The organism is Dyadobacter sp. CY343, assembly GCF_021390335.1.
Taxonomy (GTDB): domain Bacteria; phylum Bacteroidota; class Bacteroidia; order Cytophagales; family Spirosomataceae; genus Dyadobacter.
The window spans coordinates 1,350,645-1,367,448 of sequence record NZ_JAJUXK010000001.1 but is presented as its reverse complement, the minus strand read 5'-3'; the positions used below and the strand labels follow the sequence as shown (position 1 = coordinate 1,367,448).

At 46.7% G+C, this 16,804-nt stretch carries 16 protein-coding genes; 8 read left to right on the top strand and 8 right to left on the bottom strand.

Annotated elements, in window-relative coordinates:
* The first annotated feature begins 73 nt into the window (after positions 1-73).
* The 3 genes from iolE (at position 74) to LZG94_RS05600 (ending at position 4,765) form a co-directional block, all read left to right on the top strand.
* Positions 74-976 carry a myo-inosose-2 dehydratase gene (gene iolE, locus LZG94_RS05610; protein WP_233790950.1) on the top strand — a complete coding sequence of 301 codons (903 nt, stop codon included), beginning with the start codon at positions 74-76 and terminating at the stop codon, positions 974-976.
* A 185-nt stretch (positions 977-1,161) separates the two neighbouring features.
* Entirely contained in the window at positions 1,162-2,616 is a 1,455-nt protein-coding gene (locus LZG94_RS05605) for a S41 family peptidase (protein WP_233790949.1), read from the top strand.
* Positions 2,617-2,773: 157 nt separating this feature from the next.
* Positions 2,774-4,765, top strand: coding sequence for a gliding motility-associated C-terminal domain-containing protein (locus LZG94_RS05600; RefSeq protein WP_233790948.1), 1,992 nt, complete (start codon positions 2,774-2,776; stop codon positions 4,763-4,765).
* A 50-nt stretch (positions 4,766-4,815) separates the two neighbouring features.
* Here LZG94_RS05600 and LZG94_RS05595 read toward each other — a convergent pair whose 3' ends face one another.
* Positions 4,816-5,802, bottom strand: coding sequence for an acyl-ACP desaturase (locus LZG94_RS05595; RefSeq protein WP_233790947.1), 987 nt, complete (start codon positions 5,800-5,802; stop codon positions 4,816-4,818).
* A gap of 143 nt (positions 5,803-5,945) precedes the next feature.
* Here LZG94_RS05595 and LZG94_RS05590 point away from each other — a divergent pair, with 143 nt between their 5' ends.
* Positions 5,946-6,689, top strand: a complete 744-nt coding sequence (locus LZG94_RS05590) for a 1-acyl-sn-glycerol-3-phosphate acyltransferase (RefSeq protein ID WP_233790946.1) — start codon at positions 5,946-5,948, stop codon at positions 6,687-6,689.
* A gap of 158 nt (positions 6,690-6,847) precedes the next feature.
* Positions 6,848-7,258: a hypothetical protein gene (locus LZG94_RS05585; RefSeq protein ID WP_233790945.1), complete on the top strand. Its 411-nt coding sequence runs from the start codon at positions 6,848-6,850 to the stop codon at positions 7,256-7,258.
* A 66-nt stretch (positions 7,259-7,324) separates the two neighbouring features.
* Here LZG94_RS05585 and LZG94_RS05580 read toward each other — a convergent pair whose 3' ends face one another.
* Complete coding sequence (locus LZG94_RS05580; RefSeq protein WP_233790944.1) at positions 7,325-7,777, bottom strand: GNAT family N-acetyltransferase; 453 nt, start codon at positions 7,775-7,777, stop codon at positions 7,325-7,327.
* A gap of 46 nt (positions 7,778-7,823) precedes the next feature.
* Entirely contained in the window at positions 7,824-8,192 is a 369-nt protein-coding gene (locus LZG94_RS05575; RefSeq protein WP_233790943.1) for a hypothetical protein, read from the bottom strand.
* A 168-nt stretch (positions 8,193-8,360) separates the two neighbouring features.
* Between LZG94_RS05575 and LZG94_RS05570 the strand changes: the two genes are divergently transcribed.
* Complete coding sequence (locus LZG94_RS05570) at positions 8,361-9,620, top strand: DUF748 domain-containing protein (protein WP_233790942.1); 1,260 nt, start codon at positions 8,361-8,363, stop codon at positions 9,618-9,620.
* Positions 9,621-9,663: 43 nt separating this feature from the next.
* On the opposite strand, the gene LZG94_RS05565 is transcribed toward LZG94_RS05570, so the two are convergent.
* Positions 9,664-12,552: a PVC-type heme-binding CxxCH protein gene (locus tag LZG94_RS05565; RefSeq protein WP_233790941.1), complete on the bottom strand. Its 2,889-nt coding sequence runs from the start codon at positions 12,550-12,552 to the stop codon at positions 9,664-9,666.
* 178 nt (positions 12,553-12,730) lie between these two features.
* Between LZG94_RS05565 and LZG94_RS05560 the strand changes: the two genes are divergently transcribed.
* A complete protein-coding gene (locus LZG94_RS05560; protein WP_233790940.1) occupies positions 12,731-13,153 on the top strand; it encodes an antitoxin Xre-like helix-turn-helix domain-containing protein in 423 nt (140 codons plus the stop codon).
* The gene (locus tag LZG94_RS05555; RefSeq protein ID WP_233790939.1) at positions 13,098-13,631 is read left to right on the top strand and encodes an RES family NAD+ phosphorylase; all 534 of its coding nucleotides are present in this window, start codon (positions 13,098-13,100) and stop codon (positions 13,629-13,631) included. Before LZG94_RS05560 ends, LZG94_RS05555 begins: the two co-directional genes overlap by 56 nt.
* Positions 13,632-13,636: 5 nt before the next feature.
* On the opposite strand, the gene LZG94_RS05550 is transcribed toward LZG94_RS05555, so the two are convergent.
* From LZG94_RS05550 to LZG94_RS05535, 4 genes are all read right to left on the bottom strand, one after another.
* Positions 13,637-13,990: an iron chaperone gene (locus LZG94_RS05550; RefSeq protein WP_233790938.1), complete on the bottom strand. Its 354-nt coding sequence runs from the start codon at positions 13,988-13,990 to the stop codon at positions 13,637-13,639.
* A 12-nt stretch (positions 13,991-14,002) separates the two neighbouring features.
* Positions 14,003-15,319, bottom strand: a complete 1,317-nt coding sequence (locus tag LZG94_RS05545) for a hypothetical protein (protein ID WP_233790937.1) — start codon at positions 15,317-15,319, stop codon at positions 14,003-14,005.
* A 16-nt stretch (positions 15,320-15,335) separates the two neighbouring features.
* Entirely contained in the window at positions 15,336-15,605 is a 270-nt protein-coding gene (locus tag LZG94_RS05540) for a hypothetical protein (RefSeq protein WP_233790936.1), read from the bottom strand.
* A gap of 134 nt (positions 15,606-15,739) precedes the next feature.
* Positions 15,740-16,738, bottom strand: coding sequence for a helix-turn-helix transcriptional regulator (locus tag LZG94_RS05535; protein ID WP_233790935.1), 999 nt, complete (start codon positions 16,736-16,738; stop codon positions 15,740-15,742).
* Positions 16,739-16,804: the final 66 nt, after the last annotated feature.

Here is a 16,804-nt window from a genome sequence, read left to right as displayed (position 1 = left end):
AATTTAACTTAAAGGATAAGGTTGAAGATTGGGCGGATGTAATACTTCCTCCTTTCCTCCATCCTCCAAAATCATGAACTTCGAAAACATTAAACTGGGCGTTGCTCCTATTAACTGGACCAACGATGATATGCCTGAACTGGGCGGCGAGAATACTTTTGAACAGTGCGTGAGCGAAATGGCGCTGGCCGGATTTACTGGTTGTGAAGTCGGCAACAAGTTTCCTCGCGAGATCAATGTGCTGAAAAAAGCATTAGAATTGAGAGGGTTGCAGATCTGCAACCAATGGAACAGCTACGAACTGACTACCAAGAGCTTTGCCGAAAATCGGAAGAATTTCACCGAACTGCTTGATTTCCTGGAAGTAATGGGAGCGAAAGTGATCGGTGGCGGCGAAACGGGGAATAGCTGTCAGGGGAGCATGGACATTCCGGTGTTTGAAGGAAAAGGAATGCTGAATTCAAATGACGAATGGGACAGCTTTACATTCGGGCTGAATGAGCTGGGTAAAATTGCGCGCGACCGCGGGATGAAACTCGCGTTCCACCACCATATGGGAACCTGCATTCAGACCATCGCGGAAACCGACAGGTTACTCAATGAAACTGATCCTGAAAACGTATTTTTAAACTACGATTGCGGGCATTTCCATTTTGCGGGCGAAGATCCTGTTGTTGCTTTACAAAAATACATTGGCCGGACAGCGCATATTCACCTGAAAGATGTTCGCCCGAATATTTTACAGCGCGTTCACGACGAGCGGCTTAGCTTTTTGACAGCTGTAAAAAACGGCGTATTTACTGTTCCGGGCGACACAGAAGGCTGCATTGATTTTCCTTCCCTTTTTGCGATCATCAAGGAAAGCGATTATCACGGCTGGATCGTCCTCGAAGCCGAACAAGACCCCGCAAAGGCAAACCCGCTGGAATACGCAATCATCGCCCGGAATTTTTTCAGGGGACTGACTGGGATTTAACTAGTCTCATTGGATTTTCTCAGAGCCCTTCGGGGCTCTTTTTGTTTTCAAACTTTATCGGAAAATGATCTTCTTCCGCCACATTCCCTCCCGCGCATACGTATTACATTTCAGATTCGTTAATGTACTTCAAATGCCAAACCTGCTTATGATATAGCAGTTATACTTCATTTTAACCTACTAATATGCTTCGTTTTAATAAGTTGAGTTTTTTATATATCCTGGCAGTGGGACTGTTGCTGGGGGCTTGCAAGGATAAGGAAGTGGCGCCAGAAGTGAGTACAACAGTCGATTCTACGGCCGTTTCCGATTATCCGGCGATTAATAGCTGGTTGTACGAGATCATGAACGACGCGTATTTCTGGTACAAGGAAATGCCGGCCGAAGCGAGCCTGAATGCAAATGTGAATCCAAATGAATATTTCGAAAAACTGGTCTATCAGCGAGCGACCGTCGACCGGTTTTCTGGTGTGACCAATGATTTCGATGCACTTCAGAATGAATTCAACGGAATCAGTAAAGTTTTCGGTCTCAGCTATGCGCTTTCTTATATTGACAACAGTAAATCGAATATCGGCGCTTTTTTGAACCACGTTGTCAAAGGCAGCCCGGCAGATGCGGCAGGACTTAAAAGGGGCGATATCCTATTGAAAGTGAATGGAACGCAACTCACGGAAGCGAATTATGTAAACCTTCTCTCCAATGCCGAAACCGTCTCATTTACGCTCGGTACTGTCGAAGGCACTTCGATTATCCCAACTAATAAGACTGTGTCGATCACCAAAGCGGAAGTGACAGAAGATCCTGTCGCGTTTTCAAGTATTATTTCCCGGCCGACTTTCGGAAAAACGATCGGGTACATTGTTTATACCCAGTTTGTTCCCGGAACCGCGGCCGATGAGGAGAAATATGACAACGAACTGCGTCAGATTTTTGCGGATTTCAAAAGTAAAGGTGTGAATGAGCTGGTACTCGACTTCCGGCTTAATGGCGGAGGTTATATCAGTTCTGCTAAAACGCTGGCTTCGTTGATCGGGAAGAATATTTCAACTTCAAAAGTATTTTATAAAGAAGAATGGAACGATAAGTACAACGCTTACTGGCAGCGCACCAAGGGAGCCGAGGCGCTCAACTATAAATTCAGTGGTGAAACGAACAATATTGGCGCGAACCTGAACCGGGTATTTGTGCTTACTTCAAATGGTACTGCTTCCGCCAGCGAGTTGGTTATCAATGGTTTGGAACCTTACATGGAGGTAATTACGATTGGTGAGAATACTGCCGGAAAAAATTTGTTCGGCTCGCTGATCAATGACGATCAGGAACGCTGGAACTGGGGTGCATACGTGATGCTCGGCCGGACTGTGAATGCAAACGGACAGTCGGATTACGGCACTGCGAATGGTATGACGCCCGATTATTTTGTAGAGGATTCCAAAGTTCCTTACCTGCCTTTTGGAGACGAAAATGAAACTTTAATGCGAAAAGCGCTCGATGTAATGGGTGTACCTGCAAGTGGAAACCTGCGAACCGGGGCTGTCAAGACAGTGAATGCATTTAGAAAAACATTAAGGGATAACTTGCAGGGGCCGCGAAACCTGATGATCAGAACGGGCAAGCTGACACCTGTCACGCCATAATTCCAGCTGGCGATACGAGTGAAAAGAGGTCTTCAACGGCCTCTTTTTTTATTTAATCAAAACAAAAAATTAAAGGGCAATAGGCATTTTCAATGCGTTTCAAGTACTTTTATGCTCCTTTCTACTCACGATTTCTCCTACCGGCTGTGGCTGTGATATGAAGTTCAGCATTTACTCTGCGTTACTTTTGATATTTTGCCTGGCTCAGGCAGCAGTCGGCCAATCCGTGCGTCACACTTACCGTTTTTACGAAGATCTTGCAGTTGCAAAACCGGAATGCGGACCAGGCTTAGAACCTTGGAAAGCTCTGGGTTCGTGCCAGACCAATCCGCAGGGAGGGACTTATGTAGACGACCGGCTTCCGTGCGGTGTGCAGCGAAAAGTGTATCAGAATAATATGAACTGGGGACTGATGTACCCTAATTCGGAAGGCGCGATCACGGATACTTACTCTATCCAGATGTACATTAAGGTTACCGACTGGGGTAACATCTGGGCGCGGATTATCGACTTCTCCAATGGTGCGCTGGATGAGGGGATTTACTTTAAAAGTACGCCGGGCTCAACCGATCGCTGTCTCGATTTTTACCCTTCCGGCATTACCGGCACTTGTCCGTTTTTCAACAAATCCACCTATTACCTGCTGACTTTTACCCGAAATGGACAGACCCGCATCATGGATGTGTATGTGGATAATACGCTCTTCACCTCCTACGACGATTCGCAGGGTAAATATGTAGGTAAAGCCGGCACGCCGATCTACCTGTTTCGGGACGATGAGCAGAAGCCCTGCGAATCGGGTACAGCTAATTTTGCTTATTTATCATTTACCAATAAATACTTCGCGCAAACAGAGGTGGATAGCACTTTCAAGGATATTTGTTTCGTCGCCAATATCAATGCCTACGCTGATTTCTCTATTTCCCCCAACCCGAGCTGCGGTTTTCCTCGCAATATCACGGTACAATACACCGGCATCCTGCCTTCGCCGGCAACGGGTTACACTTTTAACTGGGAATGGGATGGAGCGAGAGTCATTTCAGGTTCAGGAATGGGCCCGTACGTGGTGAGCTGGGATACCGGCGGTTCAAAAAACGTGGCGCTGACTGTTGTGAATGAGGCTTGCGGAAATGAGCTCTATAATCGAAAGCAGGCTGTGATCAGCAGTCTGGACCTGACGAGTACGATTGTTTCGGGCAATTGCGAGCTGGGAGAAAAAGGTACCATTACACTCCGCGGCCTTGAAGGTATTGAGCCTTATCAGTATTCCATCGATTCGGTCAATTACCAGACAGATTCCGTGTTTGTGGTACCGATCGGGAGTTACCGTTTTTTTGTAAAAGACCAGAACAACTGTACGATTGCAAAGGATATGGTAGTTGAGTTCAATGGAGATATTGAATTGACTGCGATGGCGGATACGACAGTTTGTTTTGGTGAATCGATCAGCCTGAATGTAACAGGAAATGCACAACAATATTCCTGGTCGCCGGCGCTGGGACTCGATGATCCAGCTTCGGAAACGCCGGTCGCGGCACCTGCGGAAACTACGCAATATGTTGTAACAGCAATAAAAGGCTCCTGCTCAAAATCAGACACGGTAACTGTGGCAGTTGCGCCAAAGGTGCAGGTAAATGTCACACCGGATGCGGTGGTCGAATACAATGTTCCTTTCCAGCTTACCGCCTCGTCGCCACAGGTGATGGATCTGAATGGCGCAGTTTTCGCGTGGGCACCGCCCGAGGGATTGAATAATCCGGCAAGCCAGAGCCCGATTGCGATTGTACGGGAGGATAGGTCCTATTCAGTAGAATTGACGGCACCAAATGGTTGTACAGGAAGTGCGACCGTGAATTTGTCTGTCAAGAAAACGGAGAATATCTCTATTCCTGGAGTATTTACACCTAATGGTGACGGTAAAAATGAAGTGCTGTTCCCTGTTCTGTTCGAAATGGCAACGGTCAAATATTTTAAGATCTATAACAGGTGGGGAGAAGTAGTGTTTTACACAGACCAGATCAACAATGGCTGGGACGGTAGGTACAAAGGCGCAAATCCAGTCAATGGGACTTATGTTTGGGAGATTGAAGGGACTTCGCTGAAAGGAAAAGTGATCACCCGCAAAGGTTCGGTGCTTCTCATTAAATAAAAAAACGCCCTTCCGGAGAAAGGGCGTTGCTATATAATCTAATATTATTTTTAGCTGATCCAGCTGAATTCATAAGCCAGTTCAGGAATACGGGTACGGTCTGCGATCCGTCTCAAGCGTGAAGGCAAAGCCATCAGATAGTCACGTGCTTTCTCCGCTTTTTCGTTGATTCCGCCTAGCGTGCCCAGCTCCCATTCTACCAGCAAGCTTTCCAGTATTTCAATATAATCGATCGTCGTATAAACGCCCAAACGCTGCGCCGCGTCGGAGAAATGGGCGAAGGTATCCCCCATTTTTACGCCCGATTCCCGCATGAAATGCGCAGGCATCACGATCTTCTTTTTCATCATATCTTCCAAAGCTATGACCATTTCCGAAGGATCCACTTCCAGAATACGCGATACAAAAGTTTTGTAAGCTTTTGCGTGACGCGCCTCATCGGAAGCAATTACGCCACATATTTTGGACAGATGCGGGTTACCGAATTTTTTGGCCAAAGTAGCGGTGCGCCGGTGTGAAACGTTGGTCGCAAGCTCCTGGAAAGAGGTATATATAAAGTTGCGATAAGGGTCCCGATCCGTTCCGATGTCGAAACCGTCGGCGATCAGGTATTGTGTAGAAACCTCCATGGCGCGCATATTCACGCGGCCGGAGAGGTAAAGATATTTGTTAAGCAGGTCCCCGTGGCGGTTTTCCTCGGCTGTCCAGGCCCTTACCCACTTTACCCAGCCTGATTCTGGCTCGCCTACCTGATTCACGCCGATCACATCCATCAGCCAGGATTCGTAGGTTGGTAATGCTTCCTCAGTAATGGTATCACCGATCAGGACAGCCATATAATCGTATGGTAAATCACGGCAGCTTTCCTGTAACAATTTCACCTCACGAACGAAGTCCTCATTCCTGGAATCCGGTAAAAAATCAGAAGGCTGCCAATTCTCGTCGATTGGTTTTAAATATTCAGCTATCAGCCCATCCAGATCTTTCCCTAAATGTTTCATGACTTCTAGCCTTTCTGCTGAAAGTGCGGTGTCCATTGTCAATTCGTTTAAAACGCTCAGTTATATTTTACAAATAACGTCATAAATCTGTAAGTTTTATATGACAACCGTCATTTCGAATTCCAGATTTTTGGGATAAAACAAAACAGTTTTAGACTATTTTTGCAGAAAAAATAAGAATGAAAAAAATCCTCGATTACCTCCTTGGCAGTCTTTATCTCGTGCATTTTGGATTGACGCTTTTGGTATTCCACGTAGTCCAGGCTGTTGCTTTCAATATATTCGGAAAAAAGGCACATAAGGTGGTGGTCGATTACATGAATTTTTCCCTTACCTACGGCCTGTACCTTACCGGTGCGCGGATTAGTCTGATCAACCTCACCGAACTGCCCGATAACCGCCCGATCATATTTGTCGCTAATCATCAGAGCAGTTTTGATATTGCAGCTGTGTATTGGTTTCTGAGAAAATATCACCCGAGATTTGTTTCCAAGATAGAGCTTGCAAAAGGTGTTCCAGGGATTTCCTACAATTTGAGGAAGAGCGGCGCGGCGCTGATCAACCGCAAGGACGGTAAGCAGGCTGTTACCGAGATCGCCCGGCTGGGCAAGCTGATCCAGGACGAAAAAGCTTCCGTTATCATTTTCCCCGAAGGTACCCGCACCGCCTCGGGGATCATGCGACCATTCGTGACCGGCGGTGTTGCTACCTTGTTAAAACGCGCACCAGATGCGCTGATCGTGCCGATCGCAATCGATGGAACAGGCGCATTCAACCCGAAAGGAATTTTCCCCCTCAAATCCTTTTCCAACCTGAGCTGGACAGTACTGCCGGGTATTGAACCGGCCGGAAAAAAGGTTGAAGAGATCCTGGCTGAGGCGCAGGAAGAAATCAGAAAAAAAATCCGAATTACGGTCAGCTAGCTGCTCTACGCTGGTTTTCAATCACTTACTCATCAAAAAGTGAGGTCAATTTTCATGACTTTTTAGGGGTATACTTGCCTTAACAATTGTTAACAACGGCACTTTAAACCTATGTGCTTCGCGGCTCTCTAACCCACGAACTTTAACATTTATTGGTCATGAAAAAGATACTTTTTGCCGTCGCATTACTTGCTTTTGGATTCACATCAGCTTCTGCACAATATGGTCCCCGCCACGACAGTCGCGATCGCTACGACAACCGCGACCGTTACGATCACAGTGCCAGAAACAGAGGTGGATCGGATATCAACTATATGCAGCGGCAGGCGCGCCAGCAGATCGCGCAGGGTGTAGAGCGGGGCACACTTAATTCCCGGGAAGCAAATGCATTAATTGGCCAATATGAAAGAATCGAGGCCAGAGAGCGCAGTTTCAGTCGTCGCGGAAGATTGTCGCCGCGTGAATCAAAAATCATTCGCCACGATCTTGAAAGATTAATGGCCGATACGCAAAGATTGAGCAGCCGCCGGGGTGAGGGCTGGGCTCGCGAGCGCAGAAACAGATATTAAGTTCTTATGGCAGTTGAAGGTTTAGGGTAATGCAAAAAGCGCCGGATCATTGGTCCGGCGCTTTTTTTATTCCTCATTTTTAAAATAACGCACCAGCTTTACGTGCGACTTTTCAAACCCCGCCTGCTCGTAAAACCGGTGTGCCTGCTCTCGGGTGCTGCGGGAAGTTACTTCCATTTGCACAGCACCCGCTTTTGTAGCAAAATCAATAGCCCGCGCGATCAATACGCTGCCGATATTCTGAGACCGGAATTCTGGCTCCACATACATTTCCTGGATTTCAGAAACCAGTGCAGCATGGTGCAGCAGAGACTGAATATGACAACTGACAATACCCACAGCGACATTTTCATAAAATGCCAGGAAGTAGCGTATGTTATTATTTTTTAGGTTTCTGTCAAATACAACGTTGAAATTATGCCGGTCCAAAACCATATTTTCCAGTCCGCATATCATTTTATAAGCTATTTCACGGTCTTCGGCAGTAGCTGCCCGGATTTGGAGGTGGTTCTGATTCATTTGCTATCCGTATGTTGAGTAATAATTTGTCGACAGCAAAAATAAACTATTTCTCAGGCCAGAGTACCACGTGCTTTCCTTTATCTCCCGAAATATTCTCCTGAAATTCTTTTAACTCCTCCTGGCTATATTTTTCCCAGTCCAGCCTGCTGCCGTCGCATTTATAGGTAATGCAGCCTATGCAGGAGAAATAAGACAGGTTATAATTGATGACCGGCTCGCCTGCGATCTCTACCAGTTTGATCGTCATGATGTCCGCCTGCTTGTCTGCCTTTGCTTTCTCGACGAGGTCCCGCAGCCAGGGAAGGTTTCGGACCGGATCGGTTACCCCGCAGGCACTTAGCTCCGCATTCGGATTTTTTTCCTTGCAGGAAATTACCAGCAATAACAACAGAAAAGGTAGCATTTTTTTCATGGTAGCAGTTGGAAATTGAGTACAGAAAAAAGACACGATCTGTCGAAGTGAGGTTGGAATGACTTTGCTTTATCTCAAAAAGCATTTCAAACCATTGCAAAAGCGCCTTGGTACGATTGTTTAAATCCCTCGCAGCATCGAGCGACACACGATCAAATAACCCGGAATATGGCAACTCAACCAATCAAACACAGAACAACTAAAAGAAAACGCGCCACGCAAATCGTCATAGGACTACTTATCCTGATCGTAACGATCCGGCTAATTTTACCTTATGTAGTACTTCATTTTGCAAATAAAAGTCTGGCGAATATGAGTGGATATTACGGACACATCGAAGACATCGACCTGGCGATTATCCGCGGCGCTTACCGGATTGATAGTATTTATTTGAACAAAGCAGATACGATCACAGGTAAACAAACCCCATTTTTCGCTTCGAAGGCGATCGACCTGGCAGTTGAATGGAAAGCGCTTTTCAAGGGTGAAATAGTTGGACAGGTACTTTTCGAGCGACCCTATCTTCGGTTTACAAAGGATAAAGTGGAGCCAAAAGAAGTAGTGCAGGATTCGGCAGATTTCCGGAAGGTACTTGACAAATTTATGCCGCTGAGTATCAACCGTTGCGAATTGCAAAACGGTATCATTGAATACAAGGATTTCACCAGCAAACCGAATGTGGGCATTTCCATGACAAACCTGGATCTGGTCGCTCTTAATCTCCGCAACAGCTACGATTCGACGGCACTGCTTCCCGCTAGTGTCAATGCTACGGCAGACATTTATGAAGGTACCCTTCGCATGGATGCCAAACTAAATCCGCTGGGCGACGATCCGACATTTGATATGAGTGCGGAGCTAAAAAACACGAACCTGGTCAAAATGAATGATTTCTTCCAGGCGTATGCAAAAATAGACGTGAACGACGGGCGATTTGGGTTATACACCGAGGTAGCCGCAAAGGATAATGCATTTACCGGTTACATTAAACCTTTGATCCAGAACCTTGACATTCTGGGTAAAGAAGATCGGAAAGACAATCTCTTCCAGAAAATGTGGGAAGCAGTTGCGGGAGGTGTCGGAGAGCTTTTCGAAAATCAGCGCAAAGATCAGGTCGCAACCAAAATTCCTTTCAAGGGCAAACTGGACGACCCGAAAACGAATATCTGGCTTGCTATCACCACTATTTTACAAAATGCTTTCATCAGTGCATTGCAGCCTTCGATCGACAATGAGATCAGTATCGGCTCGGTAGAGTCGCCCGGGGCTGATAAGAAAACCTTCCTGCAAAAGGTGTTCGGCAAAGACGATAAGCCGGAAAACAGCGCAAAGGAAGAAACGAAAGAGAAGAAGAAGGAAGAGCGGAAAGAGAAAAAAGCGGAGCGGAAAGAAGAACGTAAGGAGAAACGGGAAAACAAAAAGGACTGATAAAAGCCCGGTACGATACTAAAATCGTCGTACCGGGCTTTCTTTATTTTCCGCCGCTCAGCATCTTGCCGATCAGCATTTGGCTTTCGTGATTTTCATGCGAGCCAGCATGACCAAGCTTTTCATTCAATTCTTTTAAAACCTTTTTAGAATCTTCCGTTCCAATCGCTGCAACCCGCTGGATCGTATAAGGCAGGATCTTGGGCAGTTTCGATTTTTCTGCCATTTGCAAAGCGCGCTTCATATCAACTGCCGCCAGTGGTTCGGCTGCGTACCACACCATGAGCGGCATATTGTGATCGTCTTTGTCTTCTGATTTTTGCATTAATGCCTCCACTACTTCCCACCGCTGCGCCGGTTCAACTCTGGTCATCGCCGAGGCGAGGTACAACCGTACCAATGCAGAACTATCGTTTTGCGCCATTTCAGCAAACTTTTTTAGTGTTTCGGGAGACAGGCTTTTGTCCTCCGTCAGCAATTGAATCGCCCAGCTTCTTACATATTCACTTTCATTTGTGAGCAGTTCGGTAAGCTCCTTGTCGTCGATACCTTTCGTTACATGCAAGGTCCAAAGTGCGCGCAGCTTGCGGGTTGCGTCCGGGTTTTTAGCCAAAATCTCCTTTAAAGCTTTGTGTACCTTTTTGTTCGGCCCCCTTTCCTGCAAGATCGTCCGCGCCTGGCGAACGTACCATTCGTTTGTATTGAGTTGATAATTAACCAGTTCCAGGTCAGAAGCTTTTGTAAGATCTACTTTTACCCATTTATCATTTTCGTGGGAAATCTTAAAAATCCGCCCCATTGTTTTGTCATGCACATCGGGATTGGGACTGTGACACTGGTTTTTATCGTACCAGTCAATCGCCCAAACCGAGCCGCTGGCGTCGTACTTAAAGTTCAGCCACTGCGACCAGGAATCGTTCATCGCCATGAAATCCGGCCGATGCTGCGCCACATACCCCGACCCTTTTTTCTCAAAACGATCGATATTCATCCGCGCGCCATTGATATTATTCATGAATATCTCATTGCGGTATTCTTTTGGCCAGCTGTCGGTCAGGTAAATCATTGCGCCTGCGTGTGCGTGCCCGCCGCCAGCAGCCGCCGAGCGGAAGTTACCTGCGTGCGGCCCGCGTTCACCCAGCCAATGCACATGGTCGCCGATCGTTTTGATATCATCATAAGTATACGGATTGAAATGCTTGCCTGCCTGCCGCTGGTAACGTGCGCCCTGGATCACGTGGTACATGTGCGGGATCACGCAAACCGTGATAAACGGGTGACCGTAATCATTGAAATCAATACCCCACGGATTGCTGGAACCTTCTGCAAATACCTCAAATTTCTGCGTAGTAGGATGAAACCGCCACACACCTGCATTCAGTTTCGTCCGCTCCGAATCAGGCGCACCCGGTTTGCCCACATTCGAATGCGTGAAAACGCCGTGCGTGCCGTACAGCCAGCCGTCGGGTCCCCAGCGAAGGCTATTCAGTACTTCATGCGTATCTTCCAGTCCCCAGCCGTCGAGTAAGGTCTGCGCCGGGCCAGCTGGTTTATCCGTTTTTGGATCAATTGGGATAAGAATTAAATAGGGTGCAGAGCCCAGCCAAACGCCGCCCATTCCCACTTCAATGCCGCTGATCAGGTTCAGTTTGTCTGCAAAAAGCTTTTTGCTATCTAGCTTCCCATCCCCGTCGGTATCCTCCATAATGAATATCTTGTCCCTACCCTGCCCTTCCGGCGCGCGCACCGGGTAAGTTTGGCTTTCCACCACCCATAACCTGCCTTTTGCGTCGATTGTGAATGCAATTGGTTTAACTATCTCCGGCTCGGAAGCTGCGAGCGTAACCTTGAAACCTTTCGGGGGCGTCATAGCCGCAGCGGCTTTCTCTCCCGATAATCCCGCATTCAAAACGGGATCGAGCGGAGGAAGAATAATGATATCGGCCGCCTTCAATTCATTGGCAAATGCAGGTCGACTTGGGTAAAACAGGAATTCATCAAAATTGATGTGTGCCCATTTATCGTTCGGAATGTAAGGGATTTGAGAAATTCCGGTTTCATTGTCTATAACGCGGATAAAAATCTCCTGTCCGAGGTATTTCTGCAAATCCACCACAGCGGGTTGCAGCGTGGCCCTACCCTGCCCGGTTATGTGGTAAATAATGCTGTCCGTCCCTGCAAGTACCAGCTCCACGCGGGTATCCTGCAATGCCCCGCCCGACACTTTAAATGCAGCGAAAGGCTGGGTAATCTTAAACGGAGCCGATATTAATGTACCTGTCAGCTTTGCATTCGTATTGCCGCCGCTGCTCAGGAAATACTTACCGTCAAATCCAATGTGTAAATCTTTGTCGTGAACCGGCGAAGGATCGGCGCTGATCAATGGATTCGCAAAAGCCTCTCCCGTCGCGGTCCAGTCTTTCAGGGAACCCGATTCGAAATTGAGGTTCAAAGGCTGCCCGTCCTTCATCGGGAGCTGACCCGCTACCGTTTGTTCGTTGATCTCACCTTCTACTACCTCAAAGCTCCCGACCATTCCCGCGGCGCGGTGCCCGGGCACTGAGCAGAAATAGGTATCGCTGTCTTTGGCGACAAAATTGATGGTAGTGCTGGATCCTTTTTCCAGTATCACCTTGCTTTTTATCCCCAGTTTTTCCAAAGCGATATCATGCGTCATGAGCTCGCCGTTGGTAATTTTGATCCGTACCTTATCTCCCTTTTTTGCCTTTAATGTAGGATTTCGTGCACCGTCGGGCCCGAAGAAGCCGAGCATGGTCGCTTCCAATGCAAAGTCCCTGTCAAACTTTCCGGTGTCCTGTCTGGCAGTGGTGGTCTTCGCTGCGGCAGCCTTCGACTTTTGGGCAGCCACAGGGATTTTTGATGTCGCCGCAACAGTTATCAATAAGGCAACAATAATGCGAAACGAGGTCATAAACTGGCAATTAGGTTAGGAATATCTTGGGGATAAAATCAAAAGAAAGCTCGATTACTAATTTACTTATGCGCATTTCGTATCCCAGCTGGATCAAATTATGACAGTTCCGAAAAAATATAGTTGAAAAAATTCATTTTCAAATCAGAAAAAATTCCATACATTTGGGTACTCAACAATGAAAAAGGAAATGAAAAGCGTCGGAACAATATTCAGTGATCTTGACTTATCAAGCGATTTCGCGATTATCGTTTTAGCGCGTAAGGGTGTACACACGAAAGTATTTTATGAGTTTGCAGAAGCGATTAAAATGCCCGAAAAAAACTTAGCAGCTATGATCAATCTGTCTTCAAGAACAATCAGCAATTACAGCGAAGCCGGCAAGAACCTGGACGCTCCTCAGGGAGAGCATTTATTAAAATTGATAGCACTTTATGAAAAGGGGGAGCTCCTTTTCGGGAATACGAGTGAGTTTAATTACTGGCTGGCGAAGCCTTCCTGGAACTCGGCCGAGAAGCCGGTGAGCTGGCTAACCACCAGCGGAGGTGTCGGGTTTATCAGCGCGGAGCTGGATCGTCTGGCTCAGGGATATCCTGCCTGATATGCTTGTTTACAGAATTGTGCACCGGGTTTACAGCTCAAATCTTTTGGCTTCGGGCGTCGCAGGCCGGTGGAACAGGGAAGGCAGCAAAGTAATCTATGCCTCTGAATCTATCCCCCTCGCACTACTAGAAAATTTTTTCAGAAGACAGGGTGTCGGGTTTAATAGAGATTTCAAGATCATGTTTCTCGAAGTGCCGGAGCCGTTTTCACTTAAAACCGTGAATATGTACGATCTGGGGTCAGCTTGGCGAGATCCTTATGATTATTCAGGATGCCAGCCAGTGGGCGATCACTGGTTTCGGATGCTGCAATCCCTTGTTTTACAGGTACCTTCTGCTGTAATGCCCGAAGCTTATAATTATGTGATCAATACGCTGCATCCAGAGTTTAATAGGGTGAAAATTTTGGCGGTCACTGACCTGGTCCCCGACCCGCGCATTGAAGAAATACTGAAAAACTATTCTAAAAAAGCATAAACATCTTATTGTTCCGCTAACCGGAGCGCCACGATTTTCCGGATCAGATCGAGCGGCAGTGGCTTATCCAATGGGAAATGCACTGATCCTTTCGTCCCTTTATAGCCCGACAGCTCCTCTTTCAACGTTTTGGCCAACTGTACCGAAATCGGATACAATGCAATATGCTTTTTCCATCCGGCAAAATAGATCAGGTAGCCTCCGTTCAAATTGAATGTCGGCATATCGTAGGAAATAGTCTCCTCTGCATCGGGAGCAACTTCGCGGATTATCTGTCTGATCTGTTCCAGCTTTTCAGCTACCTCCTCTGGGAAAGTCGAGATGTATTCGTCGATTGTCTGAGACTTTGATTTTGCCATTTTGCAGAAGACTTATTTAATTGTAATGATCTGACCCAGCGGCTCGCTAGTCCGTACCGGCGCGGATTCCACAGCTGAGTAAATTTCATATTCTCCATTTGGCACTTCTTTTGGTATTGTGTACTGGTCGAATGTGGGGCCGAAACACATAACATTAAATCTGGGGTTATTGCTGGTCAACAAAAACGCCTTCCTGGTCGCCCTGTTTACCAATTTCAACTTGATATCGCTTTCCCCAGCCGCCCAGCTTTTACTGACAATATCCTGTGTTCGGGATATGGTATTCGTCGGTTTGTAATAATTGCACCCGCTGGATATCAATAGCGATGGCTGAGAAACAAAGGAAATGACGGGCTGGTTTTCGGAAGAGTTGATCAACAGATTTGTCGCCGGATCACCCTCATAAGTTGAAACATGATAAGGTTTATTATCAACCAGAATCTGCGCTTTGTAATTGCCAGACTTGATCTCGCCGGGCAATTTGAGACTTAATAAATTGTAACTGTCTCGGGTAAGTTGGTATCTCCTTAGCGGCATGAAATCGTTCTCGATCAATATCTCATATTTACTGTCTGGATAAATATTATATCCTGAAACCAATATCTTATCTGTTTTGCTACGATCGAATGACCAGCGTTTCGCATCCAATGCAAGCTTACCGTATTTAATGTTGATAGGATACGGAACCTTTGCCAAACGATTCCCCCACTGAACCTCCGCTTCATATTTGCCGGCCGAGGCAGTTACCGGCAGATTGAGCATCACAATCCCGCGATCCAGCGAATCGTGACCCACCTGGTATTTTTCAAGCACAATTGTGTCACCACTTGCTGCGTTTTTCAGGGTAACCTTCAATTTATCTCGTGTCACGTAGTCTGCACCGTGTGGTGATATAGTCCCTAAATTTTGAAAAGCCAAACTTACATAAGCCTCTGCGCCGACTGTAACATCACGAGCTCCCTGTGGGATTACCTTCAATGGAGCCGTCGGTCTCACAAACATTCGAAAGGATGCATTGCTGAAAGTCGGGCTCGCAACCGAAAGCAAAACATCTTTTGCCTCAAAGTTGATGCCGTTGCTCAAATCTGTTTCGACTACGAAATCCCGATTGGTTTTGATCGCTACTTTAAGAACATTCCCATGGGGATAATCGGCTGGCAGTGTAACGAAAATGGAAGTCCCTCCAAACTTGATATTCCCATCCGGAACCCCGGCGATCCGCAATTCCTTGATAGAAAAATCAACATAACTCACAACCGGAGCCAGCGTAAACTCTTCCTTTTTACAACCCAGAAATAGTATCAAAAACACTGGTAAGAGCTTTTTCATCGTTTCAGGCTATTGGCTATTGAATGTGGAGGATCTGATAATATTTTTCAGTCATCGTCGGCGCTTCCTCGCCTACAACGGAATAAGCTTCGTATTTGCCGGCCGGTAACTTAGTAATATTGAACCGGTAAAATGAAATAGCTGCGTCGAAAATATGGGTAAGAGTTCCGGTGTGGGTCAGCGTAATCTTGAAGTCATGGATCAACACCAATCGGCTCCATATTTTTATCCGGAATATCGACCTTGTTTTCTTTACAGGCGATAAATAGGAGAATGAACGAGGCAAGCAAAAGTTTTTTCATAGAGTAGGCTGATAATCAGGAGAAATATAACCTTAGAATCTGAAAAATAAAACAACGTATATTACAAAATCAAGCGGCAAGTAGCCGGGTGTATACTGAGGCTCCTGATTCTCCTAAACTATTTGCGAAGGTCTTTGGGCAGGTATCCGAACTTTCGTTTGAATGCGGCGGTGAAATGCTGTGGGTTCTTATAGCCCGAAATAGCTGAAATCTCGGCTATCGTGGCACCGAATTTATTTTCAGCCAGCAGTTTATGCGCTTCGTCCAGCCGCGAATCGGTGATGTAGCCGAAGATCGTGGTGCCGAAAAGCTGGCGAAACCCTTCCTGTAATTTAGTCCGGTTGATTCCGGCCAGGCGAGAAAGTTCTTCGATTGAAAAAGGGTCGTACATATTCCTCAGCAACAGCTCTTTAATCTCATGCAGCTTGTCAACATCCGTCTTTTTTAGCACTTTCCGCTTGTCTTCGATCGCATTGATCTGACTGATCTGGATAGTGAGCAGCTCGATCACTTTTGCTTCTACAAACAGCCTTTTCAACTGGCCGGAAAACTGGCAATCCCGGATCTGTCCCAGGATCTGCCGCATTGCCGATGTAATAGGAAAGCTCTGTCCGCCCATGATCGCAGGATGATTTTTCTCGATATTCCTGCCAAATTCTTCGAGTACTTCAAGGTCATTATTGAAGATGCGCCTGAGGAAATCCAGCGAAAGTTCAATTTCCACACTTTGCGAGAGCGGCTTTTTGAGATAGTTTAGCCTGCCTTTCAGCGACGGATAAAAAAGCAGCGAGTGAGATCCATTGTAAATCACCGTATCGATCTCCGCTCTGGCTTGCGGGTGATACAGGCAGCCGGTCGACGAAAGCTCGAAATGCATTTGAAGATAAGGAAAATCGCTTTCCAGCAAGTGTACGAGGTCTTTTTCCAATGAACCTTCGATCATTGAAACGATCATGCCGGGACAATATATCCGGTGAGTGCGGGTATTCATTCCCTCGTGATTAAACTCTTCCCTCACCTCCCTGATCTGCGATTTGTCACGCACTTCAAACCCTTCATCAAACTCTCTCACGTGGTTGAGCTCGGCGAAATCTTCGGATTTAAATACAACTTTCATCGAACTCCTGTTTTTGGCGGCATTAATACTGCTTTTGGCGTTAACCCAGCGGAAGGGATACCCTTA

What these genes read in the sequence shown, in the direction of transcription:
- LZG94_RS05550 (WP_233790938.1), bottom strand. Translation starts at nt 13,990, where the DNA reads ATGGCAAAATCAAAGTCTCAGACAATCGACGAATACATCTCGACTTTC.
- LZG94_RS05535 (WP_233790935.1), bottom strand. Translation starts at nt 16,738, where the DNA reads ATGAAAGTTGTATTTAAATCCGAAGATTTCGCCGAGCTCAACCACGTG.
- LZG94_RS05545 (WP_233790937.1), bottom strand. Translation starts at nt 15,319, where the DNA reads ATGAAAAAGCTCTTACCAGTGTTTTTGATACTATTTCTGGGTTGTAAA.
- LZG94_RS05600 (WP_233790948.1), top strand. Translation starts at nt 2,774, where the DNA reads ATGAAGTTCAGCATTTACTCTGCGTTACTTTTGATATTTTGCCTGGCT.
- LZG94_RS05605 (WP_233790949.1), top strand. Translation starts at nt 1,162, where the DNA reads ATGCTTCGTTTTAATAAGTTGAGTTTTTTATATATCCTGGCAGTGGGA.
- LZG94_RS05595 (WP_233790947.1), bottom strand. Translation starts at nt 5,802, where the DNA reads ATGGACACCGCACTTTCAGCAGAAAGGCTAGAAGTCATGAAACATTTA.
- LZG94_RS05590 (WP_233790946.1), top strand. Translation starts at nt 5,946, where the DNA reads ATGAAAAAAATCCTCGATTACCTCCTTGGCAGTCTTTATCTCGTGCAT.
- iolE (WP_233790950.1), top strand. Translation starts at nt 74, where the DNA reads ATGAACTTCGAAAACATTAAACTGGGCGTTGCTCCTATTAACTGGACC.
- LZG94_RS05565 (WP_233790941.1), bottom strand. Translation starts at nt 12,552, where the DNA reads ATGACCTCGTTTCGCATTATTGTTGCCTTATTGATAACTGTTGCGGCG.
- LZG94_RS05580 (WP_233790944.1), bottom strand. Translation starts at nt 7,777, where the DNA reads ATGAATCAGAACCACCTCCAAATCCGGGCAGCTACTGCCGAAGACCGT.
- LZG94_RS05585 (WP_233790945.1), top strand. Translation starts at nt 6,848, where the DNA reads ATGAAAAAGATACTTTTTGCCGTCGCATTACTTGCTTTTGGATTCACA.
- LZG94_RS05570 (WP_233790942.1), top strand. Translation starts at nt 8,361, where the DNA reads ATGGCAACTCAACCAATCAAACACAGAACAACTAAAAGAAAACGCGCC.
- LZG94_RS05560 (WP_233790940.1), top strand. Translation starts at nt 12,731, where the DNA reads ATGAAAAAGGAAATGAAAAGCGTCGGAACAATATTCAGTGATCTTGAC.
- LZG94_RS05575 (WP_233790943.1), bottom strand. Translation starts at nt 8,192, where the DNA reads ATGAAAAAAATGCTACCTTTTCTGTTGTTATTGCTGGTAATTTCCTGC.